This window comes from Tepidibacter formicigenes DSM 15518, assembly GCF_900142235.1.
Taxonomy (GTDB): Bacteria; Bacillota; Clostridia; order Peptostreptococcales; family Peptostreptococcaceae; genus Tepidibacter; species Tepidibacter formicigenes.
Window position 1 is genome coordinate 12441 of record NZ_FRAE01000017.1, and the last position, 24977, is coordinate 37417.

Annotated in this window: 33 protein-coding genes; 32 read left to right on the top strand and 1 reads right to left on the bottom strand. The window is 29.9% G+C overall.

All coding sequences use genetic code 11. The annotated features are described in order from the left end of the window. Positions 1 to 45 precede the first annotated feature (45 nt). The 23 genes from rpmE to BUA77_RS04965 all read left to right on the top strand — a co-directional run bounded on the left by rpmE (position 46) and on the right by BUA77_RS04965 (position 17613). Complete coding sequence (rpmE, locus tag BUA77_RS04855; protein ID WP_072887889.1) at positions 46 to 246, top strand: 50S ribosomal protein L31; 201 nt, start codon at positions 46 to 48, stop codon at positions 244 to 246. A 53-nt stretch (positions 247 to 299) separates the two neighbouring features. Further along, positions 300 to 884 (top strand): thymidine kinase, encoded by a 585-nt coding sequence (locus BUA77_RS04860; RefSeq protein ID WP_072887891.1) that lies wholly within the window; start codon positions 300 to 302, stop codon positions 882 to 884. An 81-nt stretch (positions 885 to 965) separates the two neighbouring features. Beyond that, positions 966 to 1922: a DUF1385 domain-containing protein gene (locus tag BUA77_RS04865; RefSeq protein ID WP_072887893.1), complete on the top strand. Its 957-nt coding sequence runs from the start codon at positions 966 to 968 to the stop codon at positions 1920 to 1922. Beyond that, positions 1876 to 2715, top strand: a complete 840-nt coding sequence (gene prmC / locus BUA77_RS04870) for a peptide chain release factor N(5)-glutamine methyltransferase (protein ID WP_072887895.1) — start codon at positions 1876 to 1878, stop codon at positions 2713 to 2715. The genes BUA77_RS04865 and prmC overlap by 47 nt, the downstream gene beginning before the upstream one ends. Positions 2716 to 2760: 45 nt before the next feature. Further along, on the top strand, positions 2761 to 3828 hold the full coding sequence (prfA, locus tag BUA77_RS04875; protein ID WP_072887897.1) for a peptide chain release factor 1: 1068 nt from the start codon (positions 2761 to 2763) through the stop codon (positions 3826 to 3828). A 131-nt stretch (positions 3829 to 3959) separates the two neighbouring features. Then, positions 3960 to 4637: a ZIP family metal transporter gene (locus BUA77_RS04880; RefSeq protein ID WP_072887899.1), complete on the top strand. Its 678-nt coding sequence runs from the start codon at positions 3960 to 3962 to the stop codon at positions 4635 to 4637. Between the two features lie 29 nt (positions 4638 to 4666). Beyond that, positions 4667 to 5710, top strand: a complete 1044-nt coding sequence (locus tag BUA77_RS04885) for an L-threonylcarbamoyladenylate synthase (protein WP_072887901.1) — start codon at positions 4667 to 4669, stop codon at positions 5708 to 5710. A gap of 11 nt (positions 5711 to 5721) precedes the next feature. Beyond that, a complete protein-coding gene (locus BUA77_RS04890) occupies positions 5722 to 6198 on the top strand; it encodes a low molecular weight protein arginine phosphatase (RefSeq protein WP_072887903.1) in 477 nt (158 codons plus the stop codon). A gap of 193 nt (positions 6199 to 6391) precedes the next feature. After that, a complete protein-coding gene (gene rpiB / locus BUA77_RS04895; RefSeq protein ID WP_072887905.1) occupies positions 6392 to 6841 on the top strand; it encodes a ribose 5-phosphate isomerase B in 450 nt (149 codons plus the stop codon). Between the two features lie 16 nt (positions 6842 to 6857). Next, positions 6858 to 7487, top strand: a complete 630-nt coding sequence (gene upp, locus BUA77_RS04900) for a uracil phosphoribosyltransferase (protein ID WP_072887906.1) — start codon at positions 6858 to 6860, stop codon at positions 7485 to 7487. Between the two features lie 126 nt (positions 7488 to 7613). Next, positions 7614 to 8102 carry a deoxycytidylate deaminase gene (locus BUA77_RS04905; protein ID WP_072887907.1) on the top strand — a complete coding sequence of 163 codons (489 nt, stop codon included), beginning with the start codon at positions 7614 to 7616 and terminating at the stop codon, positions 8100 to 8102. Between the two features lie 77 nt (positions 8103 to 8179). After that, the gene (locus BUA77_RS04910; RefSeq protein WP_072887908.1) at positions 8180 to 9211 is read left to right on the top strand and encodes a glycosyltransferase family 4 protein; all 1032 of its coding nucleotides are present in this window, start codon (positions 8180 to 8182) and stop codon (positions 9209 to 9211) included. An 11-nt stretch (positions 9212 to 9222) separates the two neighbouring features. After that, positions 9223 to 10362 carry a non-hydrolyzing UDP-N-acetylglucosamine 2-epimerase gene (gene wecB, locus BUA77_RS04915; RefSeq protein ID WP_072887909.1) on the top strand — a complete coding sequence of 380 codons (1140 nt, stop codon included), beginning with the start codon at positions 9223 to 9225 and terminating at the stop codon, positions 10360 to 10362. Between the two features lie 310 nt (positions 10363 to 10672). Further along, positions 10673 to 10903, top strand: coding sequence for an AtpZ/AtpI family protein (locus BUA77_RS04920; RefSeq protein ID WP_072887910.1), 231 nt, complete (start codon positions 10673 to 10675; stop codon positions 10901 to 10903). Between the two features lie 4 nt (positions 10904 to 10907). Next, positions 10908 to 11300, top strand: coding sequence for an ATP synthase subunit I (locus tag BUA77_RS04925; RefSeq protein ID WP_072887911.1), 393 nt, complete (start codon positions 10908 to 10910; stop codon positions 11298 to 11300). 1 nt (position 11301) lies between these two features. After that, complete coding sequence (gene atpB / locus BUA77_RS04930) at positions 11302 to 11997, top strand: F0F1 ATP synthase subunit A (protein WP_072887912.1); 696 nt, start codon at positions 11302 to 11304, stop codon at positions 11995 to 11997. 44 nt (positions 11998 to 12041) lie between these two features. After that, positions 12042 to 12299 carry an ATP synthase F0 subunit C gene (gene atpE / locus BUA77_RS04935; RefSeq protein ID WP_072887913.1) on the top strand — a complete coding sequence of 86 codons (258 nt, stop codon included), beginning with the start codon at positions 12042 to 12044 and terminating at the stop codon, positions 12297 to 12299. Positions 12300 to 12356: 57 nt separating this feature from the next. Continuing rightward, entirely contained in the window at positions 12357 to 12866 is a 510-nt protein-coding gene (gene atpF, locus BUA77_RS04940) for a F0F1 ATP synthase subunit B (protein ID WP_072887914.1), read from the top strand. Next, positions 12854 to 13396: a F0F1 ATP synthase subunit delta gene (locus BUA77_RS04945; RefSeq protein ID WP_072887915.1), complete on the top strand. Its 543-nt coding sequence runs from the start codon at positions 12854 to 12856 to the stop codon at positions 13394 to 13396. The genes atpF and BUA77_RS04945 overlap by 13 nt, the downstream gene beginning before the upstream one ends. 17 nt (positions 13397 to 13413) lie before the next feature. Continuing rightward, a complete protein-coding gene (atpA, locus tag BUA77_RS04950; RefSeq protein WP_072887916.1) occupies positions 13414 to 14916 on the top strand; it encodes a F0F1 ATP synthase subunit alpha in 1503 nt (500 codons plus the stop codon). 24 nt (positions 14917 to 14940) lie between these two features. Then, the gene (gene atpG / locus BUA77_RS04955; protein ID WP_072887918.1) at positions 14941 to 15792 is read left to right on the top strand and encodes an ATP synthase F1 subunit gamma; all 852 of its coding nucleotides are present in this window, start codon (positions 14941 to 14943) and stop codon (positions 15790 to 15792) included. Positions 15793 to 15804: 12 nt separating this feature from the next. Then, positions 15805 to 17202 (top strand): F0F1 ATP synthase subunit beta, encoded by a 1398-nt coding sequence (gene atpD, locus BUA77_RS04960; protein ID WP_072887920.1) that lies wholly within the window; start codon positions 15805 to 15807, stop codon positions 17200 to 17202. A 6-nt stretch (positions 17203 to 17208) separates the two neighbouring features. Then, positions 17209 to 17613: a F0F1 ATP synthase subunit epsilon gene (locus BUA77_RS04965; RefSeq protein ID WP_072887922.1), complete on the top strand. Its 405-nt coding sequence runs from the start codon at positions 17209 to 17211 to the stop codon at positions 17611 to 17613. Between the two features lie 23 nt (positions 17614 to 17636). Here BUA77_RS04965 and BUA77_RS04970 read toward each other — a convergent pair whose 3' ends face one another. Then, a complete protein-coding gene (locus BUA77_RS04970) occupies positions 17637 to 18566 on the bottom strand; it encodes a hypothetical protein (RefSeq protein WP_072887924.1) in 930 nt (309 codons plus the stop codon). Between the two features lie 173 nt (positions 18567 to 18739). Between BUA77_RS04970 and BUA77_RS04975 the strand changes: the two genes are divergently transcribed. From BUA77_RS04975 to BUA77_RS05015, 9 genes are all read left to right on the top strand, one after another. After that, on the top strand, positions 18740 to 19354 hold the full coding sequence (locus tag BUA77_RS04975; protein WP_072887926.1) for a coiled-coil domain-containing protein: 615 nt from the start codon (positions 18740 to 18742) through the stop codon (positions 19352 to 19354). A 105-nt stretch (positions 19355 to 19459) separates the two neighbouring features. Further along, positions 19460 to 19855, top strand: coding sequence for a holo-ACP synthase (acpS, locus tag BUA77_RS04980; RefSeq protein ID WP_072887928.1), 396 nt, complete (start codon positions 19460 to 19462; stop codon positions 19853 to 19855). Continuing rightward, on the top strand, positions 19845 to 20297 hold the full coding sequence (locus BUA77_RS04985; RefSeq protein WP_330390016.1) for a CBS domain-containing protein: 453 nt from the start codon (positions 19845 to 19847) through the stop codon (positions 20295 to 20297). Before acpS ends, BUA77_RS04985 begins: the two co-directional genes overlap by 11 nt. A 37-nt stretch (positions 20298 to 20334) precedes the next feature. Then, positions 20335 to 20919 carry a germination lipoprotein GerS gene (gene gerS, locus BUA77_RS04990; RefSeq protein ID WP_072887932.1) on the top strand — a complete coding sequence of 195 codons (585 nt, stop codon included), beginning with the start codon at positions 20335 to 20337 and terminating at the stop codon, positions 20917 to 20919. A gap of 16 nt (positions 20920 to 20935) precedes the next feature. Next, positions 20936 to 22096, top strand: a complete 1161-nt coding sequence (gene alr / locus BUA77_RS04995) for an alanine racemase (RefSeq protein ID WP_072887935.1) — start codon at positions 20936 to 20938, stop codon at positions 22094 to 22096. 29 nt (positions 22097 to 22125) lie between these two features. Continuing rightward, on the top strand, positions 22126 to 22410 hold the full coding sequence (locus tag BUA77_RS05000) for a CopG family ribbon-helix-helix protein (protein WP_242939082.1): 285 nt from the start codon (positions 22126 to 22128) through the stop codon (positions 22408 to 22410). After that, positions 22403 to 22765, top strand: a complete 363-nt coding sequence (locus BUA77_RS05005) for a type II toxin-antitoxin system PemK/MazF family toxin (protein ID WP_072887937.1) — start codon at positions 22403 to 22405, stop codon at positions 22763 to 22765. Before BUA77_RS05000 ends, BUA77_RS05005 begins: the two co-directional genes overlap by 8 nt. Before the next feature lie 95 nt (positions 22766 to 22860). Then, positions 22861 to 24384 carry a glycoside hydrolase family 26 protein gene (locus BUA77_RS05010; protein WP_072887939.1) on the top strand — a complete coding sequence of 508 codons (1524 nt, stop codon included), beginning with the start codon at positions 22861 to 22863 and terminating at the stop codon, positions 24382 to 24384. A 30-nt stretch (positions 24385 to 24414) separates the two neighbouring features. Then, positions 24415 to 24921: a hypothetical protein gene (locus tag BUA77_RS05015; RefSeq protein WP_072887941.1), complete on the top strand. Its 507-nt coding sequence runs from the start codon at positions 24415 to 24417 to the stop codon at positions 24919 to 24921. Positions 24922 to 24977: the final 56 nt, after the last annotated feature.

Genomic DNA, 24977 nt, shown 5'->3' on the forward strand with positions numbered 1-24977 from the left:
AAAAAATAATTAATATATCAAAATGTATGGAAAGAGGTGAAAGTAATGAGAAAAGATATACAACCAAAATATGAAGAAGTAACTGTACACTGTGCATGTGGTAATACATTTAAGGCTGGTTCAACTCAAGAAGAAATAAGAGTGGAAATTTGTTCAGCTTGTCATCCATTCTTCACTGGAAAACAAAAAAATATCGAAAAAGGTGGAAGAATCGATAAATTTAAGAAAAGATTTAACCTTGATTAGTAATAAGGGGTTGGAAGTTCCAACCTCTATTTTCTTTTAAGGGAGGATTTGATGTGTATAGACCAATTCATTATGGATACATAGAAGTCATTATAGGACCTATGTACAGTGGTAAAAGTGAGGAGCTTATAAGAAGGCTTAAAAGAGCGAAAATTGCAAAACAAACTGTAGTAGCGTTTAAGCCTTATATAGATAATAGATATAGTAATAAGGATGTTGTATCTCACAGTGGAATAAGTATAGATGCTGTGCCAATAAAAAGTGCAAAAGATATATATAATTATATAGATGAAGATACTCAGGTTGTAGGTATTGATGAAGTTCAGTTTTTTGAAGAAGAAGTTGTAGATATAGCCATGGATCTTGCTGATAAAGGTATAAAAGTTATAGCTGCAGGGCTTGATATGGACTTTAAAGGAGAGCCTTTCGGGCCGACGCCTAAGCTTTTGGCTGTAGCTGAATTTGTAGATAAGCTTCAAGCTGTATGTATGGTGTGTGGAAATCCTGCTCATAGAACACAAAGGCTTATAAATGGAAAACCTGCTAAATATAATGATCCAATTATACTAGTTGGTGCAACGGAAAGCTATGAAGCTAGATGTAGAAAATGCCATGTGATAATAAAGGATGAAGATTAATAAAAAAGCTGCTTTTTAGCAGCTTTTTCATTAGTCTTCATTTTAGTTTTGTGGTAATATAGAAAGGAAGGAGTTGAGAAGATGAAAAAGCACAGTGTTGGAGGACAAGCTGTAATTGAAGGCGTTATGATGAAAAATCAAAATAAAATAGCTGTAGCAGTTAGAAAACAAACAGGAGATATTGAAGTAGATAAGAAAAATATAAAAAGCTGGGTTGTAGAAAAGGGATTTAATAAAATACCTTTTTTAAGAGGTGGATTTATACTTTTTGAAACAATGGCTGAAGGGATTAAATCACTTAATTTTTCAGCTCAGTTTTTTGAAGAGGAAGAAGCGGAACCGTCTCAATTTGAAAATTTTTTAAATAAGATATTTAATGAAAAAACAAACGATGTATTAATATATTTTTCACTTTTTATAGCTTTAATTTTTTCGATACTTTTATTTATATTGCTACCTACTTTTTTAGGTGGTATGCTAAAGCATATTACTGAAAGTGTTGTTGTTTTAAATTTATTTGAGGGATTAATAAGAATAGGAATATTTTTAGCATATGTTTATTTGATATCTTTAAATGAAGATATTAAAAGGGTTTTTCAGTATCACGGTGCAGAGCATAAATCTATTTACTGTTATGAGAAGGGTCTTCCTTTAACTGTTGAAAATGCAAGGAAATTTTCAACTCTTCATCCAAGATGCGGAACTAACTTTATGTTTATAGTTATGATAATGTCACTTCTTATATATTCTTTATTTGGATGGCCAAATCCAATAATGAGAGTTGTATATAGGCTGTTATGCTTACCTATTGTTGCTGGAATATCCTATGAAATTATAAAGCTTGCAGGAAAGTTTGATAATAAACTTATGAAAATGATTACTTTTCCTGGAATGATGCTTCAAAAGGTTACAACAAGAGAACCGGATGATAAACAGTTAGAAGTTGCTCTGTGTGCTTTAAAAGCGGTAGTTGATGAAGAGGTGGAAGGTAATGAATATAAGACAGATAATGATGAACTCGATAAAAGAGTTGAGTAGTAGTGCTACTCCTAAACTTGATGTTGAGCTTATTTTATGTAAAGTTTTAGATGTAGATAGACTTTATCTTCATATTAATTTAGATGAAGACATTACAAAAGAACAGGAAACTGAATTTTATTGTTTATTAAATCAAAGAAAAGAAGGAAGGCCTATAGCGTATATATTAGGTCATAGAGAATTTATGGGACTTGATTTTTTTGTTAAAGAAGGGGTTTTAATACCAAGACCAGATACAGAAATATTAATAGAAGAGGTTATAAACTTATCTAAAAGCATTAAAAGTCCTTTAATTGTAGATATTGGAACAGGATCTGGAGCTATAAGTGTATCTTTAGCTAAATATATAAAAGATGCAAAGGTGTATTCGTTAGATATTTCAGATACTGCTCTTGAGGTTGGTAAAATAAATGCTAAAAATAATAATGTTGAAGATAGGATTACATTTCTTAAATCTGATTTATTTTCTTCTGTTGAAAATCTAAATTCAAAGTTTGATATCGTTGTTTCAAATCCTCCGTATATAAAAAAAGATGATATATATAATTTAGATAAAGATGTAAAGGATTATGAGCCTATATTAGCTCTTGATGGAGGAGAAGACGGGCTTAACTTTTATAGAAGAATAACTAAAGATTCTTTAATGTTTTTAAAGGAAAATGGAGTTTTAGCATATGAAGTTGGACATGATCAAGCTGAGGATGTTAAAGAGATTATGATTGAAAACAATTTTAAAAATATAAAAATAGTAAGAGACTTAGCTGGTATACAAAGGGTTGTTATAGGCTTTTAAATTTGATATAATGAAAAATTGATACGTTGAAAGAGGTGAAAATTAATGTTAGATAAATTACAGGTTATAGAAGAAAAGTATAAAGATTTAAGTCAAAAGATAGCAGATCCTGAGATTATAAATAATCAAAGTGAATGGCAAAAATATATAAAAGAGCATGCAGAACTTGAGCCTATTGTTGGTAAGTACAGAGAATATAAGGAAGTTAGAGATGGAATTAGTGAGTCTAAACAAATTCTTCAAGAATCATCTGATGAAGAATTAAGAGAGATTGCTAAAATGGAGCTTTCTGAACTTGAAGATAAACTACCTACTATAGAGGAAGAGTTAAAGCTTTTACTTGTTCCAAAGGATCCTAATGATGAAAAGAATGTTATAGTTGAAATAAGAGGTGGAGCAGGTGGAGATGAAGCTGCTCTATTTGCTGGAGATTTATTTAGGATGTATAGTAGATATGCAGAAAGAAAAAGATGGAAAGTAGAAATTATGAGTTCTAATGAAACCGGAGTAGGTGGATATAAGGAAGTTTCTTTCATGATAAAAGGAAAAGGAGCTTATTCAAGACTTAAGTATGAATCTGGTGTTCATAGGGTTCAAAGAATACCAAGTACAGAATCTGGTGGAAGAATACATACATCAACTGCTACTGTTGCTGTTCTTCCAGAGGCTGATGATGTTGAAATTGAAGTTAACCCAAATGACTTAAGAATAGATGTTTTCCGTTCTTCTGGAAATGGTGGTCAAAGTGTTAATACTACAGATTCTGCTGTTAGAATAACTCACCTTCCAACTGGAGAGGTTGTATCTTGTCAAGATGAAAAATCTCAGCTTAAGAATAAAGAAAAAGCACTTAAAATATTAAAGGCTAGACTGTATGATAAAGCATTAGCTGAACAAAATAAAGAAATAGCTGCTGAAAGAAAGAGTCAAGTAGGAACTGGAGATAGATCTGAAAGAATTAGAACTTACAACTTCCCTCAAGGAAGAATTACAGATCATAGAATAAATTTAACGTTATATAAGTTAGACAGCTTTATAGATGGAGATTTAGATGAAATGATAGACTCTCTTATAACTATAGATCAAGCAGAAAAGTTAAAAGCTGTTGAATAGTAAATAAACTTTAAAGTCCCATATTGTGTTAAAACAATATTGGGACTTTTTCAAAATGCTTATTTAATAAGGTATAATTTTTTTTGTCTTCTCATAAAAAATATAGATAAACTTTATGAGGTGATGAAATTATGCTTAAAATTGCTTTGATTGGTTTTTTGTCTGGTATAGTAGGAACTTTTTTAGGAGGAGTTATATCTTTTGTATTTAGAAATAAAGCTGATAAATATTTAGGATTTTTTATGGGTATAGCTGGTGGTATTATGTTGAGTGTTGTTACCTTTGATTTACTTTCCGAAGCTATGGAACAAATAGGAGTTAATTTAACTGTACTATATACGTTTTTAGGTGTTTTAATTAGTGTTATGCTTAAGAAAATTATTCATTTTGATGGTATGTTAAAGACTGGGTATTTAATATTTTTAAGTATACTTCTTCATAATTTTCCTGAAGGCTTGGCTATTGGTTCTTCTTTTTTATTAAGGGAGTCTTTAGGATTTACTTTAGCTATTGTTATTGGAATACATAATGTTCCTGAGGGAATTGCCATGGCTCTTAGTCTTATTAAAGGAAAAATGAAAATATCAAAGGTAATGCTATTTACAATACTTGCAGGAGTTCCTATGGGAGTAGGAAGTTATTTTGGAGCTTATTTTGCAGAAAGTTTTAGTAGTGTTATTGGCATTTTTTTAGCCATAGCGGGTGGAACTATGCTTTATGTCACTTTAGAAGAAATATTTCCAAATTCAAAAACTATTTATTCTATAATTGGTTTTTTATTGGGGATAGTAATAGTGAAGGTATTTTAGATAAAAATTAAAAATACTGAGGTGGAAAAATGAAAAAAACTCTGGTTTGCAAGATTGATAAAGATAATATAGATATTAAGAAGATAAAGGAATTTGCTCATATTTTAAGAAATGGTGGAACTGTTATATTTCCAACTGAGACTGTATATGGTCTTGGAGCTAATGCTTTAGATGAAGAAGCTTCTAAGAAAATATATGAGGCTAAGGGAAGACCTAGTGATAATCCTTTGATAGTACATATTGCTGACAAAGAAGATATAAATAAGCTTGCTACTAATATAAATGAAAGAGCAAAAAAAGTCATTGATAGATTTTGGCCCGGACCTATTACTATTGTTTTAAAGAAAAAAGATATAGTGCCAAGTACAACTAGTGGAGGGCTTGATACGGTTGCTGTAAGAATGCCTTCTCATCCTATAGCTTTAAGATTAATAAAGGAGAGTGGTGTTGTTGTAGCTGCTCCTTCTGCTAATATATCGGGGAGGCCTTCTCCAACAGATGAAGAAAATGTTCTTGAGGAAATGAATGGAAGAGTTGATGGTATTATACTTGGAGGAGACTGTAATGTAGGTCTTGAATCTACAGTATTAGACCTTACAGGAGATATTCCTATGATACTTAGACCTGGTGGAGTAACTCTTGAAGATTTAAATGAGGTTTTGGGGAATGTAATAATTGATCCAGCTATACTTAAAAAAAATAAAAATATAGTAGCTAAAGCTCCAGGAATGAAATATACCCATTATTCCCCAAAAGCATCTGTATACATAGTTTCAGGAGAAAAAGATAATGTAATAAATAAAATAAACTCTTTAGTTAATGATGGAAAAGAAAGAGGGCAAAAAATAGGAGTTATGTGTATAAATGAAAATATATCTAAATATAAAGGTGAGGTTATAGGGCTTGGGGAGGATTTGAATGAAGTAGCATTTAATTTATTTAAAGTTTTAAGAGAAATGGACAAAAGAAATGTTGATGTTATATACTCTGAAACCTTTGAAAACAATGGAATAGGACAAGCTGTAATGAATAGATTAACAAAAGCTGCCGGATATAAAATTATACAAGCTTAGGAGGGGGAAATATGAAGATAGTATTTGTATGTACTGGAAATACATGTAGAAGCCCTATGGCAGAAGCTTTTTTAAAGGATATTATAAAGAAAAAAGGAGAAAATATAGAGGATTACGTTATTATTTCTGCTGGAATTTCAACTCTTGATGGACTTGAAGCTTCTAAAAATTCAATAATTGCACTTGATGAATATGATGTTGATATAAAAGAACATAGAAGTAGAGCTTTGACCCTTGATTTGATAGAAGATGCAGATATAATACTTACTATGGGTAAATCTCATAAAGAAATAATATTAAGATCTTTACCTCATTATAAAGATAAAGTATTTACTTTAAAAGAATTTGTAGGTGAGAAAAGTTTAGATATAGCTGACCCTTATGGTGGGAATTTAGATATATACAAAAATACAGCTAAGGAAATAAATTATTATATTCAAAAACTTTTTGAAAAAATATCAGAAAAAAAGAAGGAAAACAATAAATAATGTCGAATTATTACTAGGTTTATATTTTTTTAGTTATAAGGTAATTCTAATTTTTTCAACTTTTGAATAACATTGTTGAAAGTAGTACAGTATCAACTATTTTGAGCAACAAAGTCCGTTAGGACTCGTTGGCGACATGAGCCATGCGGTAGCATGAAGCGAATTTTTTAGATAAATTCTGGAGGTGAGTTTTTTGAAAATAGGAATTGGTAGTGATCATGGTGGATATAACTTAAAAGAAGAAATAAAAAAATATCTACAAGAAAAAGGATATGAAGTTGTTGATTTTGGTACTAAATCAATTGAGTCTGTAGACTATCCAGATTATGGTTTAGCAGTAGCTGAAGCTGTAATTAATAAGGAAGTTGAAAAAGGAATAGTTTGTTGTGGAACGGGAATAGGAATATCATTGGCTGCAAATAAAGTTCCTGGAATAAGATGTGCTGTAGTTTCGGATACATTCTCAGCTAGAATGTCTAGAGCTCATAATAATGCAAATATGCTATCTCTAGGAGAAAGGGTAGTTGGTAGAGGTCTTGCTCTTGAAATAGTGGACGCTTGGATGAACACTGAATTTGAAGGAGATAGACATTTAAGAAGAGTTAATAAATTAACTGAAATTGAAAATAAATATTCAAAATAAAAAGGAGGCTGCATTTATGTCAAAAGTTGTTATTATGAATCATCCGTTAATTCAGCATAAATTAACTCTTTTAAGAGATAAAAATACTGGTTCTAAGGATTTTAGAGAATTATTAAAAGAAGTTGCAATGCTTATGGGATATGAAATAACTAGAGATTTAACTTTAGAGGAAGTTGAAATAGAAACTCCAGTTGTAAAAACAAAATCAAAAGTATTATCTGGTAAAAAATTAGCTATAATACCAATACTTAGAGCAGGATTAGGAATGGTAGATGGAATAGTTCAATTAGTTCCTGCTGCAAAAGTTGGACATGTGGGTTTATATAGAGATCCAGAAACTTTAAAACCGGTTGAATATTACAGTAAACTTCCTGCTGATATAGATGAAAGAGAAATTATTATTGTAGACCCTATGCTTGCAACTGGAGGATCAGCCGTTGCAGCTATAGATGTTTTAAAGAAAAGAGGAGCTAAAAATATTAAGCTTGTAAACTTAGTAGCTTGCCCAGAAGGTATTCAAGAAGTTGAAAAATACCATCCAGATGTTGATATATATGTTGCTTCTATAGATGAAAAATTAAATGATCATGGATATATTGTTCCAGGCCTTGGAGATGCTGGAGATAGAATATTTGGTACTAAGTAGTTAAAAAATAAGCGTGTCTTTTGACACGTTTATTTTTTTGGGAATATTGAAATCAACTTGTATATAAAGATTAAAGATAATATAATAAAAAGTATAGTGATTTAAAACTATAAGGGGGATTTTTGTATGAAAAGAAGAGATAAGTACAACTATTATTTAGATATAGCTCAAACTGTTTTAGAAAGAGGTACATGCTTTAGAAGAAATTATGGAGCAATTATTGTAAAAAATGATGAAATAATATCTACTGGCTATACGGGTGCTCCAAGGGGTAGAAAAAATTGTACAGATTTAGGATTTTGTATAAGAGAAAAGATGAATATACCAAGAGGTCAAAATTATGAAAAATGTCGTAGTGTTCATGCTGAAGCAAATTGTATAATTTCTGCAAGTAGGCGTGATATGATAGGTTCTACAATTTATTTAGTAGGAAAAGATATGAAAACTAATAGCTTAGTTGAAAATGCAAATTCCTGTACAATGTGTAAAAGGCTAATAATAAATGCTGGTATAGAAAAAGTTATAATAAGAGACACTAATGATAAATTTAGAATTATAAATGTAGAAGATTGGATAGAAAATGATGATTCCTTAACGGATAATATGGGGTATTAATGAAAAGTATTCTGCATTGACAGTAAATATTCATTGATATAAAATTACGTTGATAAACTAAATTTGAGGTGAAAAAAATGGATAAGATGATTATAGCATTAGTGTTGTCTTTTGGTATTTCTTATTTTTCAACTCCTTTAGCTATTAAATTAGCACATAAAATAGGAGCTATAGATATACCAAAGGATAGTAGAAGAGTACATAAAAATCCAATTCCAAGACTCGGTGGAATTGCTATATTTTTAGGGTTCTTTATCACTTCTATTTTTCTTGTGAAAATAGATATTAAAATGATTGGTATACTTCTTGGAGCAGCATTAATTGTAGGTATGGGTATAATAGATGATACAAGGGATATAAAACCAAAAACAAAGCTTTTAGGGCAAATAGTAGCGGCAGTTATAGTGGTTATTTGTGGAGTGAAAATAGAGTTTATAACGAATCCTTTTATTAGAGGGATTTCATATTTAGGGATTTTAGGAATACCTATAACAATATTTTGGATAGTTGGAATTACTAATACAGTTAATCTAATAGATGGGTTAGATGGACTAGCAGCAGGAGTATCTGCAATATCTGCTATTACTATTAGTTTTGTTGCATACATAAGTGGTCAAGAAATATCTGGTATTCTACTTTTAGCACTGGCTGGTGGGGCTTTAGGGTTTTTACCTTATAATTTTAATCCTGCAAAGATATTCATGGGAGATACAGGCTCTTTATTTCTAGGATATATTCTTTCTGTTATAGCAATTGAGGGAGCTATAAAATCGGCAGCAGCTCTTGCTATTGCTATACCAATACTAGCATTAGGACTTCCTATATTTGACACAACATTTGCCATAGTAAGGCGTAAACTAAATGGAAAACCTATAATGCAGGCTGATAAAGGGCATCTTCATCATAGACTCTTAAATAAAGGATTGTCCCAAAAACAAACAGTATTAATATTATATGCAATAAGTTTATTTTTAGGCTTAAGTGCAGTTTTAATATCTGAAAGTAGCTTATTTGAAGCAGTACTTATATTAACATTAGATGTAGTATTTATATATTATGGAATAATTAGGCTAAAACTTTTATCTGTAGATGAGACTGAAGTAGAATAGGGGGATAAAAAATGAATAAAATAAAGGTTATGACAGTGTTTGGTACAAGACCTGAAGCAATAAAGATGGCTCCTCTTGTAAAAAAATTAGAAAGCAATAATAAATTTGAATCTATAGTATGTGTTACTGCTCAACACAGAGAAATGCTTGATATGGTACTTGATTTATTTAATATATCGCCTAAGTATGATCTTAACATAATGAGACATGGACAAACTATAACAGATATAACAAATAGAGTATTAAAGGAATTAGAAGAGGTAATAGGAAAAGAAAAACCAGATGTTTTACTTGTTCATGGAGATACAACAACAACTTTTGCAGCATCTTTAGCTGCATTTTATAATAAAGTGCCAGTAGGTCATGTAGAAGCAGGACTAAGAAGTGGAAATATATATTCTCCTTATCCAGAAGAAATGAACAGAAGACTTACAGGTACAATAGCTAGTATTCATTTTGCGCCAACCAATGGAAATAAAGAAAATCTATTAAATGAAAATATTAGCGAAGATAATATTTTCATTACAGGAAATACAGTAATAGATGCACTTTTATCTGTAGTAAATGAAGATTATAAATTTAATGATGAAAAAATAAATAATGTAGATTTTAAAAATAAAAAAGTAATACTTTTAACCTGCCATAGAAGAGAAAACTGGGGAAAACCTATGGAAAATATATTTAGAGCAATTAAAAGAGTTGTAATTGACAATGAAAATGTAGAAGTGATATTCCCGATGCATCTAAATCCAAAGGTAAGAGATTGTGCAAAAACTATAATGGGTGATATGAATAGGATACACTTAATAGAGCCTCTTGATTATGAGCCTTTTGCAAATTTGATGAATAAAGTAGATTTAGTATTAACAGATTCAGGTGGGATACAAGAGGAAGCTCCATCTCTTGGTAAACCAGTATTAGTTCTTAGAACTGAGACAGAAAGACCCGAAGCAGTTAGTGCTGGAACTGTAAAAGTTATTGGGATAAATGAAAAAGATATATATGAAGCTACGAATATTTTACTAAACAATGAGGAAGAATATTTTGCAATGGCACATGCTGTAAATCCTTATGGAGATGGGAAAGCTTGTGATAAGATAGTTGATTATTTACTGAAGAATTTTGATGAAAAATTGGATAATATTAAGTAAATTTAAGATAATAGCATAATATAAGCAAAATTGAAATATGAAAATGTTTTTTTTTCATTTGATTTTTAGAAAATTGAAATATATAATAGATATGTAGGAAATTTTATAGAGTAAATATTTTAATTATAAAATGTTATAATTATGAATTAAATTAATTATTATTGAAAAAAAAGCATGAATTAGTATATAATTTTAAAGTAGATAGGCTCTAACAAGAGCCTTCATTTTTATGACAAATAGTTTATTATAAAATTAACGAAATATATATAATTATAATATAATACAAATAAAAGGCAAATGGGGATGTTTTATGAATAAAAAAAATAAGTGGTTTGATGCTTTAAGTTATTTAAGCCTAGTATCACAAATAGGATTTTCAATGGTCACACCTATACTGCTTTGTGGGTGGATAGGAAGCAAACTAGATGAAAAGTTTAATAAAGAGCCACTTTTTTTCATAATATTTATACTTTTAGGAATAGGAGCTGCGTTTTTAAATTTATTCAAAATATCTGCTACAGCAACAAAAAAAAGGAAGTGATCCTTTGAACTCAAATTTATATACAGTTTTGAATATAAGTAAAGTTGTTATAATATTAGATATATTAATTATTATTTTTGCTTTTTTAACACATATCTTTTCAATTGAGCTTTTATACGGACTTATGTTTGGTAGTATTTTTTCAATTTTAAATTTAAGGCTTTTATCACTTACTTTAGAAAAAGCTATTACTATGAGTCCGGGAAGCGCTCAAGGATATGTATTTTCAAGATATATTATAAGAATGATTATAACAGCTTTAGTTATAATTATATCTTTAAAAGCACCATATATAAATTTATTAGGAACCATAATAGGTTTGTTGATGCCTAAAATCAGTATAATTACTACAAATCTATTTGGTATAGATAAAATATTTAAAGGAAAGGAGGCGTAATATGACCGGTCCTAAAATTATGTTTACTATTCCAGGCCTTGGAATCCCTGTAAGTGAGACTGTAACGACAACCTGGATTATTATGATTGGACTTACACTTTTTGCTTATTTTGGGACAAGAAAGCTTGAAAAAGTTCCAAAGGGATTTCAAAATTTTGTGGAATTAATTGTAGATGGATTATATTCAGTAGTAAAACAAACTATGGGGGAAGATAAAATGAGATTTGCCCCATATATAGGAAGTTTATTTTTATTTTTTGTATGTTCAAACTTAATAGGTCTATTAGGACTCAGATCACCTACTACAGACCTTAATACGACTTTAGCATGGGCCCTTATAACTTTTTTCATGGTTCAATACAATGGAATTAAAAGTAAAGGGTTGGGTGGATATTTAAAAGGATTTTTAGAGCCAATACCAGCGATGTTACCTCTTAATATAGTTGGAGAGCTAGCAAATCCAGTTTCATTAAGTTTCCGTCCATTTGGTAACATTACAGGTGGTATGGTTATAATGATGCTATTATATCAATTACTTGCATATTTAAGTGGATTGATAGGAATAGGTATACCAATACTCGAAGTGGGTATTCCAGCAGTACTTCATATTTATTTTGATTTATTTTCTGGAGTACTTCAAGCGTTTATATTTATAATGCTTACAATGGTTTTTATTTCAGGTGCAATTGATGAGTAAAAATTAGGAAATACATAAAAATAATATTTAAGGAGGAATTTAAAATGGAAAAAGCGATAGTATTAGCAGGTTCAGCTATAGGAGCAGGTTTAGCAATGATAGCAGGTATAGGAGCAGGGGTTGGACAAGGTTTTGCAGCTGGTAAAGGTGCAGAAGCTGTTGGAAAACAACCAGAAGCACAAGGAGATATAATTAAAACTATGCTTCTTGGAGCGGCTGTTGCAGAGTCAACAGGTATTTATGGTCTAGTTATTGCAATGCTTCTTTTATTTGCTAATCCATTAATAAAACTTTTAGGATAATATTAGGAGATGGAATCCATCTCCTAATTACAGTGATTAGCAGAAGGGAGGATTATAATGGAGTTCAAAAGCTTTGTAAGTATAGACTGGGACATAGTTTTTCAACTTGTAAATACATTTATAATGTACTTAATTTTAAAGAAACTTTTATTTAAACCAGTAACAGAGTTTATGGCACAAAGAACTGCTGATGTGTCAAAATCTTATGAAGAAGCTGAAGAAGCAGTTAAAAAAGGTGAGGAATTTAAAGCTGAGTATGAAGCTAAAATAAATTCAGCTAAAGAAGAAGCGCAAGAAATTGTAAGAAAAGCCTCTAAGAGAGCCGAAGAAAGAGCAGAAGAAATAATTAAAGCTGCTCAAGAAGAAGTGACAAGATTAAAAGAAAGAGCTCACAAAGATATAGAAAGAGAAAAACAAAAAGTCATGAATGAAATAAAAGATGACATATCATCTTTAGCAGTGCTTGCAGCTTCTAAGATTATAGAAAGTGATATTGATGAAGCTAAGCATGAAAAATTAATTGGTGACTTTATAAAAGAGGTAGGGGAAGCTAAATGGCAAAATTAGTTGCTAGCAGATATGCTAATGCCCTATTTGAAGTTGGAATTGAAGGAGAAAAACTAGAACTTTTAAATGAAGAATTAAAAACTTTAGTAGATGTTTTTAAAGAGAATGAAGATTTTTTAAATGTACTTAAAGCTCCTTTAGTTTCTAAACAAGAAAAAAAGGTGTTAGTTGAAAATATTTATAATAACAGAGCCTCTTTAGAGATGGTAAACTTTTTAAAAGTATTGATAGATAAAGATAGAATAGGAATAATAAATGAGATATTTGATGAGTTTAAAACATTAATGAATAATAAAAATAATATTAAGGAAGCTGTTGCCGTTACTGCTGTTCCTATGAAGGAAAAAGCATTAAAGGAGTTACAAGAAAAGCTTACTAAAACTACAGGTAAAAATATAGTACTTAAAAATGAAGTTGATGAAAGTGTTTTAGGTGGAGTACTTGTAAAGATGGGCAATGAAGAAATAGACGGTACACTAAAAACTCGTTTAGAAAAATTAAAAGATCAATTATCTCAAATAATAGCTTAAGAAGGGCGGTGAAACCCATGAATTTAAGACCGGAAGAAATTAGTTCAATTATAAAAGAACAAATAAAAAAATATGAAAATAAATTAGAACTTACAGATGTTGGTACAGTTACTCAAGTTGGAGACGGTATAGCTAGAGTTCATGGACTTGAAAAATGTATGTCAGGAGAGCTTCTAGAGTTTCCAGGTCAAGTTTATGGAATGGCATTAAACCTTGAAGAAGATTCAGTAGGAGCCGTTTTACTTGGTTCTGATGAAAATATAAAAGAAGGTGACACTGTAAAAAGAACAGGTAGAATAGTTGAGGTACCTGTTGGAGAACAACTTCTTGGAAGAGTTGTAAATGCTCTTGGACAACCTATAGATGGTAAAGGACCTATAAATACTGATAAATTTAGACCAATAGAAGCTGTAGCTTCTGGTATAATAGCAAGAAAATCAGTTCACGAGCCACTACAAACAGGTATTAAGGCAATTGACTCTATGATACCTATAGGTAGAGGGCAAAGAGAGCTTATAATAGGAGACAGACAAACAGGTAAAACTTCTATAGCTCTTGACACAATAATAAATCAAAAAGGTAAAGATGTTATATGTATATATGTAGCTATAGGACAAAAACGTTCAACAGTTGCTCAAATAGTAGATAGATTAGAAGCGAATGGTGCAATGGATTATACTATAATAGTATCAGCTACAGCATCAGAACTTGCACCACTTCAATACATGGCTCCATATTCAGGATGTGCTATGGGTGAAGAATTTATGTACAATGGAAAACATGTACTTATTATATATGATGATTTATCTAAGCACGCAGTTGCTTATCGTGCTATGTCATTACTTCTTAGAAGACCACCAGGACGTGAAGCGTACCCAGGTGATGTATTCTACTTACATTCAAGATTACTTGAAAGAGCAGCTAAATTATCTGATGAATTAGGTGGAGGATCTATAACAGCTTTACCAATAATCGAAACTCAAGCAGGAGATGTTTCTGCATATATACCAACTAATGTTATATCTATAACAGATGGACAGATATTCCTAGAGTCAGAACTTTTCTACTCAGGGGTAAGACCTGCTGTTAACCCTGGTATTTCAGTATCAAGGGTTGGAGGTAGTGCTCAAATTAAGCCAATGAAAAAAGTTGCAGGTACATTAAAACTTGCTTATGCTCAATATAGAGAGCTTCAAGCGTTTGCTCAATTTGGTTCTGATCTTGATGAAGATACAAAAGCAAGACTTGCTCAAGGGGAAAGAATAGTTGAAATCCTAAAACAAGGAGAAAATGATCCTATACCTGTTGAAAAGCAAGTTATGATTATATATGCTGTAACTAATAAATACTTAACTGATATTCCTGTAAGTGAAATAGGAAGATTTGAAAGAGAATTCTATAAATTTATGGATGAAGTTCATCCAGAAGTTGGTAAGGCAATCCTTGAAGGTAAAGACTATGAAGAAGGATTAAAAAATGCCATAGAGGAATTTAAAAGCAGATTTAAAATTGAAGAGTAATCCTCTTTGTAGGAGGTGAATTGCATGGCAGGCGTTGGAATGAAAGATATAAAAAGACGTATGAAGAGTGTTACTAACACTAAGCAAATCACTAAAGCTATGGAACTTGTAGCTTCTGCAAAGCTTAAAAGAGCTAAAGAAAAAGCTGAAGTTTCTAGACCTTATTTTGAAACTCTTTATGCTACTATAGAAAAAATAGCTCAAAATACAAAGGGAATTCAAAGTATATATTTAGAAGAAAGAGAGTCTAAAAATAAATGCTATATTGTTATAGCAGGAGATAGAGGACTTGCTGGTGGTTACAACTCAAACGTCTTAAAAACAGCAGTAAATCATATGAACGGTAAAAAAGAAAAAATCATATCTGTAGGCAAAAAATCAGTAGATTTCTTTAGTAAAAAAGGATATGAATTAATAGGAGAAGTTACTGGGGTTGAAGATTTAAATTATTCAAATGCTCGTAAAATTGCAGATATTGTAATAGATGCATATGAAAACAATGAGATAGATGAAGTATATCTTGTGTATACTAAATTCGTATCTACTTTAACTCAAGAACCTAAAGTTTTAAAATTACTTCCACTTTCTTTTGAAGAAAATAAAGAAAGTAAAAAGGGAGAAGTTATAGAGTTTGATCCTTGTGAAGAGACGGTACTTGACTTAATAGTTCCTAAGTTTATAGCAGGATCTATATATGGAGGAATCGTTGAATCTTCAGCTTCAGAGCAAGGAGCTAGAAGAACTGCAATGGAATCAGCTACAGATAATGCTGATGATATGCTAGCTAAGCTAGAGTTAAGTTACAATAGAGCAAGACAGGCTTCTATAACTCAAGAAATATCAGAAATTGTTGCAGGAGCAGAGGCGTTAAAATAAGGAGGTATGAAAATGCCAGAAAAAAATGTAGGTAAAGTGGTTCAAATAATTGGACCCGTGCTAGATATTAAATTCAGCAGTGAAAATTTACCAAATCTTTTAAATGCAATTGAAATAAATCATGAAGGAAATAAAATAATAGCAGAAGTAGCTCAACATATAGGAGATGATACTGTAAGATGTATCGCAATGAGTTCAACTGATGGACTTGTTAGAGGTATTGATGCTATAGATACAGGAGCTGCTATATCAGTTCCTGTAGGAAAAGATACATTAGGAAGAATATTTAACGTTTTAGGAGAAGTTGTTGATAATAAGCCAGCTCCTGAAAACGCACCAAAATTACCAATACATAGAGAGGCTCCTTCTTTTGAAGAACAAGAAACATCTACTGAAATTCTAGAAACAGGAATTAAGGTAGTTGACCTTATAGCACCTTATGCAAAAGGTGGTAAAATAGGTCTATTTGGAGGAGCTGGAGTTGGTAAAACAGTTCTAATCATGGAACTTATAAATAATATAGCTAAGCAGCATGGAGGACTTTCTGTATTTGCTGGAGTTGGAGAAAGAACTAGAGAAGGTAATGACCTTTATAATGAAATGATTGAGTCTGGAGTTATTGATAAAACAGCACTTGTTTATGGACAGATGAATGAGCCACCAGGAGCAAGAATGAGGGTTGCATTAACAGGTCTTACAATGGCTGAATACTTCAGAGATCAAGAAGGGCAAGACGTTTTATTATTCGTAGATAATATATTCCGTTTCACACAAGCAGGTTCAGAGGTTTCTGCACTTTTAGGACGTATGCCATCTGCCGTTGGTTATCAACCAACACTTGCTACTGAGATGGGTGCTCTTCAAGAGAGAATTACATCTACTAAGAAGGGGTCTATTACATCCGTACAAGCAGTTTACGTTCCAGCGGACGACTTAACTGACCCAGCACCGGCTACAACATTCGCCCATCTTGATGCAAAAACAGTTCTTTCAAGACAAATAGCATCACTTGGTATATATCCAGCAGTGGATCCTCTAGATTCTACATCTAGAATACTAGATCCAAATATAGTTGGAAAAGATCATTATGAAGTAGCTCGTGGAGTGCAATCAGTACTTCAAAGATATAAAGAGCTTCAAGATATAATAGCAATACTTGGTATGGACGAATTATCTGATGAAGATAAATTAACTGTTGCTCGTGCAAGAAAAATACAAAACTTCTTATCACAACCATTTAGTGTTGCAGAACAATTTACAGGTATGGAAGGTAAATATGTACCAATAAAAGAAACTATAAGAGGATTTAGAGAAATACTTGAGGGTAAACATGATGATTTACCAGAATCAGCGTTCCTTTATGTAGGTACTATAGATGAGGCAGTTGAAAAAGCTAAGAAGGGAGCGTAGATAACAGTGGCAGGTGAATTTGCTCTAGAAATAGTTACTCCCGATAAAAAGTTTTTTGAAGGAACTGCCGAAATGGTAGTTGTTAGAACTACAGAAGGTGATGTTGGTATACTTAAAAATCATGCAAGTTATGTAGCACCACTTGATGTAGGTGTATTAAAAATAAAAAAAGAAGGTGTTTTTAAAGAGGCAGCTATTGCAGGCGGTTTTATTCAAGTTGATAAAGAGAAAACTACTATATTAACAGAAACTGCTGAGTGGTCTCATGAAATAGACTTACAAAGAGCTCAAAGAGCAAAAGAAAGAGCTAAAAGTAAATTAAAAACTACTAATGAAAAAGATTTAAGACTTGTAGAATTTAAACTTAAAAAGGCATTAAACAGAATTAAAGTAGCTCAAAAGAAGGACTAGATATAATCTAGTCCTTCTTTACTTTATTCCTTTTTTTGCATCATCTGATTAAGATTCTCTATTGCAATAGGTGCTTTTATTTTCATTAGCTTTAAATCTTTACTTTCTATTGATTTTTTTAAAGCTTCTATTGATAATTTGAGTTTTAAGAATTTTTCTTTATCTTTTGAATACATATCTGCTTTAGCATTAATAGATTCTGAGGTAGTTGTTAAAGTTTTTATTGATTCATCAAAGCTATTCATATTAGCTAATAGAACAGCTTTCCTAACGGAATATTTCATTTTATCAACATCATTATCTGTAGGTGTTTTAAAATAATTTTTAAAGTCTGATATATATTTAGTTAAGTTGTTACAATATACTAATGAGTTAAATATATCGTAATTAGAAATTGATGTTGTTAAAAGGTTTAAGTTATTTTCAAAGTTGTCTATATAGTCCTTTTCTATTGGGACTGTATTCATTTTTGCTTGAAGTTCATTCCATCCTTTATGAATATTAAAAAGGTCTTTTTTTACGTCCATCCAGTAATCTTCAAGCTTATATTTTAAATCTTCTTTTTCTAATTCATTTACAGATTTAATATCTTCAGCTTTTAGAGAGGTATAAATATTTGTATCTTCTATAAATGATGATATTTTAACTTTTTCTTTTTCTAATTCTTCTTCTGTTTTTTTTCTATCTTTTTCTGAAAGTCTATCATTACTTATATCTGATAATTCCTTTTCTTTTTGATAAGATATTTGATCTAATTTTTTCTTTTCCTCTAAGGCTTTATTTATACTTGGCATTAAATCAATTTTTGCCATTAGAGTTATTATATCTTCTTGTAGTGTTGTTAATATTTCTGGTTGCTTAGGAATGTTACTTTCTGATTTTTTTTCTTCAGGTTTAGCACAGCCGTTCAAAATTAACAATAAAAATAAGGATATAACTATAATTTTTCTCATAAAATCACCTCGTATAAATATTTTTTCCAAAGGTTAAAAAAATAATTCAATAGTTTTATTGACTTAAAATAGTTTATTTAGTAAATTTTAAAATATAAAATTTAAGAATAACTTTATAAAATTTTATACATGACGATATATATTGTAAATATATTAAGGAAAGGTTGGGAAGTATGATTTTTGGTAGAAAGCAGATAGATATTGATTTAGCTGAAAAAATAATAAAAAAAAATAAAATCCCAGTACTAACTCAATATGAGCCATGGAAAAAGCTTTTTAATGGTGAAGTCAATAAAGAAATAAAAGCTTTTGCAAAAGAGCTTGAAGAAGCTTTAAATAAGAAAAAAGAACTTGAAAAAGAGCTTTTTAGATTACAGGGGCAAAAGCCTAAGAAAATGGCTAAAATAATATATATATCAAATGAACTAAATGAAAATAAAAATAAGGCTGCAGAAATAGAGCTAGACAATTTAAAAAATGAAATGGAAGATATAAATAATAATATAAATATTATATTTGAAGAGCTTGAAGTACTTCCTAAATTGATAGAAGAAAAAAATTTAAATCTTTTAAAAGCTACAGTTAAATATGCTTATGATGATATGAATAAAGGGGAAGATAGATTAGATGAAATTCAACAGCTTATAGGAAATTTAAGAAAAGAATTAGATTTATTAAGAGAAGAAAAAGAGTATATAGAAGAGAAGGTAAATTATATTTATAATTTTTTACATTCGCTACTTGGATATAAAGATATGGAAAAACTAGACAATAAGCTTTTAAAATAATACAAAATATATACCACTAAATCATTAAACTTATGATGTAGTGGTTGTTTTTTTTAATGATATAATAAATAAAATATATTAGATACTATATTTTGGAGGTGTTTTATGAATATTTTAGGCATTGGAGTAGATATAATAGAAATATATAGAATAAAAAATGCTGTAAATAGAAATAATAAATTTTTAGGTAGAGTATTTACAAAAGAGGAGATAGATTATTTTGAAAGTAAAAATTTTAAAATAGAGACTATAGCAGGAAATTTTGCAGCAAAAGAAGCTGTTAGTAAAGCTTTTGGAACTGGTATTAGAAATTTTAGATTAACTGATATAGAAATATTGAGAAATGACCTTGGAAAACCGTATGTAAAATTATATAATAATTTATATGAATTATCTGAAAAATTAAAAATTACTGAAATTATGATTTCTATATCTCATTGTAAAGAATATGCAGTTGCAAATGCAATAATATTGAAAGGGGGGAATGATTTTGAAAGCTAAAGACATTATGACTTGTGATGTTATAGCAGTAAATGAGAACACTACCATTGAAAAAATTGTAAAAATACTTTTAGAAAAAAGAATAGGAGGTGTTCCTGTAGTAGATGATGAAAATCGAGTAATTGGAATAATTTCAGAAACTGATATTATGAAAAAAGAAAAAAATATAAATATACCTTCATTCATAACAATACTTCAAGGAGTTGTATTTCTTGAGAGTTTAAAAAATATGGAAGAAGATATAAAAAAGATAGCAGCTTATAAAGCTGTAGATATAATGTCTAAGGATGTTTTAAAAGTTTATGAAGAAGATAGTCTTGAATACGTTGCAAATCTCATGATAGAAAAATCTATAAATAGAGTTCCTGTAGTTGATGAAGAAAACAAGATAAAAGGAATTATATGTAGATATGACATAATAAAAGCAATGTATAAAGTATAAAACTCTAATATACATTTCAATATAGGGGGGAGATTTTGTGAAAAAGTGGATTTTATATGCCCTTTTGAGTTTTGTTTTAGTTTTTTCACTTACAGGGTGTAGGGAATCCACAAATGAAGAAGTATATTACAAGTTCCATAAGAAAATAGCAAACTTAAAGTCCTATTCTTGTATAGCATATATTAATGTATCTGGAAACAAATCTGCTAAAGAATATATTGTAAAGCATTATTATAAAACTCCAGATTACTACAAGTTAGAAACTTTAAGCCCAAGTAATTTAAAAGGAAAAACTACTATTTATGATAAAGATAAAATTATAATAAAAAAACCAAAATATAAAGATGAATTTAAAATTACTTATAAAGGAATAGAAAATAGATATTTATTTGTAGGAGATTTTATACAAAATATATTTGAAAATGAGAATTTAAATATATCTGGAGATAGATATTTTTTAATTTTAGAAACTGACATACCAGGTTCTTCCTTTTATTTTAATAAAGAAAAAGTCTATATAGATAAAAAAACATTAAAACCTAACAAATTAGAAATAATGGATTCAAATGGGAAAAAAAGATTTACTGTTACCTATAAAGAGTTTAGGTACAACATAGATTAAGTTAGGGGGATGAAAAATGAGTTATAAAATTAGACCTACTTGGGCAGAAATAAATATAGATAATTTAAAAGAAAATTATAGAAATATAAAAAAACTGCTCAAAGAAGATACAAAAATATGTGGTGTTGTTAAAGCAAATGGTTATGGCCATGGCTCCATACAAGTAGCAAAGGCATTAATTGAGGAAGGAGTTGATTATTTAGCAGTTGCAACTCTTGAAGAAGCCTTAGAGCTTAGAAGTGATAATATAAAAAAACCCATACTATGTCTTGGGTATATACAAGAAGGTGATTTTAAATTAGTGCTGAACAATGATATAGATGTTACTATATACTCATATGAATCAGCAGAAAAACTGAATAATTTAGCAAAGGAAAATGATAATATAGTTAATATACATATAAAACTAGACACAGGAATGTCAAGACTAGGTTTTCAAATAGAAGATAAAACTGTGGATTACATAGAAAAAATATATAACCTCTCAAATATAAATATGGTTGGAATATATAGTCATTTTGCGATGGCTGATGAAAAAGATAAAACATTTACACATATGCAGTTTGAAAAATTTGAATACATAACAAAAAAATTAGAAGATAGAGGCATAAAAATACCAATAAAGCATATATGTAATAGTGCAGGTATAATAGATTATCCTGATTATCATCTTGATATGGTAAGAAGTGGGATAATACTATATGGGCACTATCCTTCTGATGAAGTGAAAAAGGAACTTCTTCCTTTAAAACCTATAATGACACTAAAAACTAAAGTATCTCATGTAAAGATTTTAGAACCAGAAAGAGGAATAAGCTATGGTCAAAAATATAAAACTGAAAATTATACAAAGATAGCTACAATTCCTATAGGATATGCAGATGGGTTTACAAGAATGTTAGGAGAAAATGCAAATGTAAAAATAAAAAATGAATTGGTTCCAGTGGTTGGTAGAATCTGCATGGATCAATGTATGATAAAAGTAGATGATTTAGATGTAAATATAGGTGATGAGGTTAAGATATTTGGAGAAGATTCCGATATAAAAATAGAGAGATTTGCAGATGCACTTAATACTATAAATTATGAAGTTTTGTGTATGATCTCAAGAAGAGTACCTCGTATATATTTGGAAGGAAATACAGTTTTACACACTTTAGATTATTTGGTAAAATAGAAAGGTAATTAACTTTGGGAGGCGATTTTGTGTCTAGTTGCATAGGTAAAAAGAAAATAGTAGTGAGTCTGCCTAACAGCTTACTTGTAGAAGTTGATAAAATAATAAAAGTAGAAAATAAAAATAGATCTGAATTTATAAGAGAAGCTATGAATTTATATTTAAGAGAAAAACGCAAAATAGAAACAAGAGAGTCGATGATAAAAGGGTATAGAGAAATGGGAGCCATAAATTTAGCTTTAGCAGAAATGGGACTTAGTATCGATGTATCTTCTTTGGAGGGGTATGAAGGGAAGATAGCACAAGGTGAATAATAATTTAGAAATCAAAAGAGGCGATATAATTTATGCTGATTTGAGCCCAGTAGTAGGATCTGAGCAAGGAGGAGTAAGACCAGTTCTTATAATCCAAAATGATATAGGAAATAAATATAGTCCTACTGTTATAATTGCAGCTATAACGTCTCAAATCAATAAAGCCAAATTACCTACTCACATAGAAATAAAGGCAAATGATTATGGTTTAAATAGAGATTCCGTAGTATTGCTTGAGCAAATTAGAACAATAGATAAAAAAAGATTAAGAGAGAAAATAGGACATTTTGATGATGAGTTAATGGAAAAAGTAGACGAAGGCCTCCAAATAAGCCTAGGATTATTTGAAGTATAGTGAGCCTGTAAAGGCTCTCTTTTTTTATTGATTTTTTAGCTTACTTTTGCAATAATAAGAGTAGTTATAGATTATAAAATTTGGGGGGCAAATTTATGAAGAAATTATTTTCGGTTTTGGTTATAGCTATATTATTTTTTTCAATTATATTTGGATATGAAGTAAAAGCACAGGAAAATTATAAAAGGATATATGTATATAGCAATGGATTTAGTAGTGAGATACCATATAATTTTGTTGTTGATGAGAGTCTTGATAATATAGTTACAAAGCTATATACACAAGATGGTACAAAAATACATATATACAATCAGCCTGTAGACAATGTTGGGGTTCAAACTTACATAAAGTACAGTAATAAGCAAATAAATCTTGGAAAAGGGGGAGTTAGCTTAATAAATAAAGAAAAAGTTAAATTTGAAAATGGTGCTACAGCGTATATATATGAATATAAAAGACCTATTCAAAAAAATATAAGCAACGATAAAAATTACTATTATGAGATAAATGAAGTATATCCTAAAGATAAAAGAGTTATAACATTTTGGTTAAAGACTGATGAAGCAAACTTTGAATACTATAAGGGTGTTTTAAATCATATAGCAAAAACTACTTGGCAAATGGAAGAGCATAATGACCCTTATCATCCTCCTTATAAAACAAGAAGTATAAATATAAAAGGAGATAAAACTACTATAGATATACCAAAAGATAAAATGCTTTGGGGAATATTTCATCCACATAAATTAGATAAAGGAAATTATGTTGATGAGGTATCTGATATTGAACAAAAACTTGATTGGAAATTTGAGTTTTTAATGACGTATTCTGACTTTAGAAATAATATTCCTGTAGAGGGAGTAAAAAATGCTTATAATGATGGAAGAGTTATGATGCTTACTATGCAGCCGTGGTTCTATGGTGATAGAGATAGTAATATAATAATACCTCAGATAATAAATGGAGAATATGATGAATACATAAAAAAATGGGCAAGAGATGTAAAAGACATAAAGGAGCCAATATTTATAAGGTTTGCTAATGAAATGAATGGAGATTGGGACCCTTGGTGTGCATGGTTTTTTGCAAAAGATACAGATCTTTACATAGAAGCTTGGAAGAGAGTTTATAACATATTTAAAGAAGAAGGAGCAAATAATGCATTATTTGTTTTCAATCCTCATGATAGATCTTATCCAAACTTTAAGTGGAATAATGCTCATCTTTATTATCCAGGAGATGAATATGTTGATTGGGTAGGTCTTACAGGATATAATAATGGAACTTCTTTTAAAGGAGATGTTTGGAGAGAATTTGATGAAATTTACTATAATAATTATAATGAATATATGAAATACTATTCTAACAAGCCATTTATGATAACGGAATTTTCGTGCAATGAAGTTGGAGGAGACAAAGCTAATTGGATAAGAGAAGGATTTAAAAAGTTTGTGAATATGCCTAATATAAAAATGGCAGTTTGGTTTGATCAAGTAGATATGCTTTGGGAATATAACATAGATTCGTCACCAGAAGCAATGGATGCTTTTAAAGAATCTTTGAGAAATCCACATTTTTCTACAGATTCAGTATCAATTTCCCAGGAAATAAATTATTAAGACAGGAAATTATAGGGGGAGATTCGAAAAATGGTTAAAAATGTATTGAAAAATAAGATGTATATATTGATTTTGGTGTGTTCTATTATAATTACTACTTCATATATAGTAAAAGCTTCGGATTATGAACCAGGTTCAAGTTCTGATCCAGTAGTGACAAAGTCTTATGTAGATATGAAAATAGATCAGCTTGCTGAAAATGTAAATGATGCAATTGAAAAATTAACTGTAAATAATAAAGAGGAAAACAATGATAATGCAAATATCAGTAATAATGAGATAGAAATAGTTAAGCTTCAAGAAGGGCAAAGTATAATCTTAGAATCTGGAAGTGAAATTATATTAAGAGGTGGAAAAGCTACTATTATAGATAGTGAACAAGGGGGAATAGCAGATTTAACTCAAGGATTAGACTTAAGAATGGATTATGAAGTTCCTGCTAATCACCTTCTTTTAATTCCAAGATCAGATGGAAGAGGAGTAAAAGCTTTGACTAACTGTATTCTTATGGTGAAAGGGAAATATGAGATAAATTAATTTAAAGGGGGTGTAAATCCCCCTATTTTGTTGTATAATTTAAAAATGATTGTTAT

Excerpts from the sequence above, each read along its gene's own strand:
- rpmE (WP_072887889.1), top strand. The coding sequence starts at position 46 with ATGAGAAAAGATATACAACCAAAATATGAAGAAGTAACTGTACACTGT.
- BUA77_RS04865 (WP_072887893.1), top strand. The coding sequence starts at position 966 with ATGAAAAAGCACAGTGTTGGAGGACAAGCTGTAATTGAAGGCGTTATG.
- prmC (WP_072887895.1), top strand. The coding sequence starts at position 1,876 with ATGAATATAAGACAGATAATGATGAACTCGATAAAAGAGTTGAGTAGT.
- prfA (WP_072887897.1), top strand. The coding sequence starts at position 2,761 with ATGTTAGATAAATTACAGGTTATAGAAGAAAAGTATAAAGATTTAAGT.
- BUA77_RS04880 (WP_072887899.1), top strand. The coding sequence starts at position 3,960 with ATGCTTAAAATTGCTTTGATTGGTTTTTTGTCTGGTATAGTAGGAACT.
- BUA77_RS04885 (WP_072887901.1), top strand. The coding sequence starts at position 4,667 with ATGAAAAAAACTCTGGTTTGCAAGATTGATAAAGATAATATAGATATT.
- BUA77_RS04890 (WP_072887903.1), top strand. The coding sequence starts at position 5,722 with ATGAAGATAGTATTTGTATGTACTGGAAATACATGTAGAAGCCCTATG.
- upp (WP_072887906.1), top strand. The coding sequence starts at position 6,858 with ATGTCAAAAGTTGTTATTATGAATCATCCGTTAATTCAGCATAAATTA.
- BUA77_RS04905 (WP_072887907.1), top strand. The coding sequence starts at position 7,614 with ATGAAAAGAAGAGATAAGTACAACTATTATTTAGATATAGCTCAAACT.
- BUA77_RS04910 (WP_072887908.1), top strand. The coding sequence starts at position 8,180 with ATGGATAAGATGATTATAGCATTAGTGTTGTCTTTTGGTATTTCTTAT.
- wecB (WP_072887909.1), top strand. The coding sequence starts at position 9,223 with ATGAATAAAATAAAGGTTATGACAGTGTTTGGTACAAGACCTGAAGCA.
- BUA77_RS04920 (WP_072887910.1), top strand. The coding sequence starts at position 10,673 with ATGAATAAAAAAAATAAGTGGTTTGATGCTTTAAGTTATTTAAGCCTA.
- atpB (WP_072887912.1), top strand. The coding sequence starts at position 11,302 with ATGACCGGTCCTAAAATTATGTTTACTATTCCAGGCCTTGGAATCCCT.
- atpE (WP_072887913.1), top strand. The coding sequence starts at position 12,042 with ATGGAAAAAGCGATAGTATTAGCAGGTTCAGCTATAGGAGCAGGTTTA.
- atpF (WP_072887914.1), top strand. The coding sequence starts at position 12,357 with ATGGAGTTCAAAAGCTTTGTAAGTATAGACTGGGACATAGTTTTTCAA.
- BUA77_RS04945 (WP_072887915.1), top strand. The coding sequence starts at position 12,854 with ATGGCAAAATTAGTTGCTAGCAGATATGCTAATGCCCTATTTGAAGTT.
- atpA (WP_072887916.1), top strand. The coding sequence starts at position 13,414 with ATGAATTTAAGACCGGAAGAAATTAGTTCAATTATAAAAGAACAAATA.
- atpG (WP_072887918.1), top strand. The coding sequence starts at position 14,941 with ATGGCAGGCGTTGGAATGAAAGATATAAAAAGACGTATGAAGAGTGTT.
- atpD (WP_072887920.1), top strand. The coding sequence starts at position 15,805 with ATGCCAGAAAAAAATGTAGGTAAAGTGGTTCAAATAATTGGACCCGTG.
- BUA77_RS04970 (WP_072887924.1), bottom strand. The coding sequence starts at position 18,566 with ATGAGAAAAATTATAGTTATATCCTTATTTTTATTGTTAATTTTGAAC.
- BUA77_RS04975 (WP_072887926.1), top strand. The coding sequence starts at position 18,740 with ATGATTTTTGGTAGAAAGCAGATAGATATTGATTTAGCTGAAAAAATA.
- acpS (WP_072887928.1), top strand. The coding sequence starts at position 19,460 with ATGAATATTTTAGGCATTGGAGTAGATATAATAGAAATATATAGAATA.
- alr (WP_072887935.1), top strand. The coding sequence starts at position 20,936 with ATGAGTTATAAAATTAGACCTACTTGGGCAGAAATAAATATAGATAAT.
- BUA77_RS05010 (WP_072887939.1), top strand. The coding sequence starts at position 22,861 with ATGAAGAAATTATTTTCGGTTTTGGTTATAGCTATATTATTTTTTTCA.
- BUA77_RS05015 (WP_072887941.1), top strand. The coding sequence starts at position 24,415 with ATGGTTAAAAATGTATTGAAAAATAAGATGTATATATTGATTTTGGTG.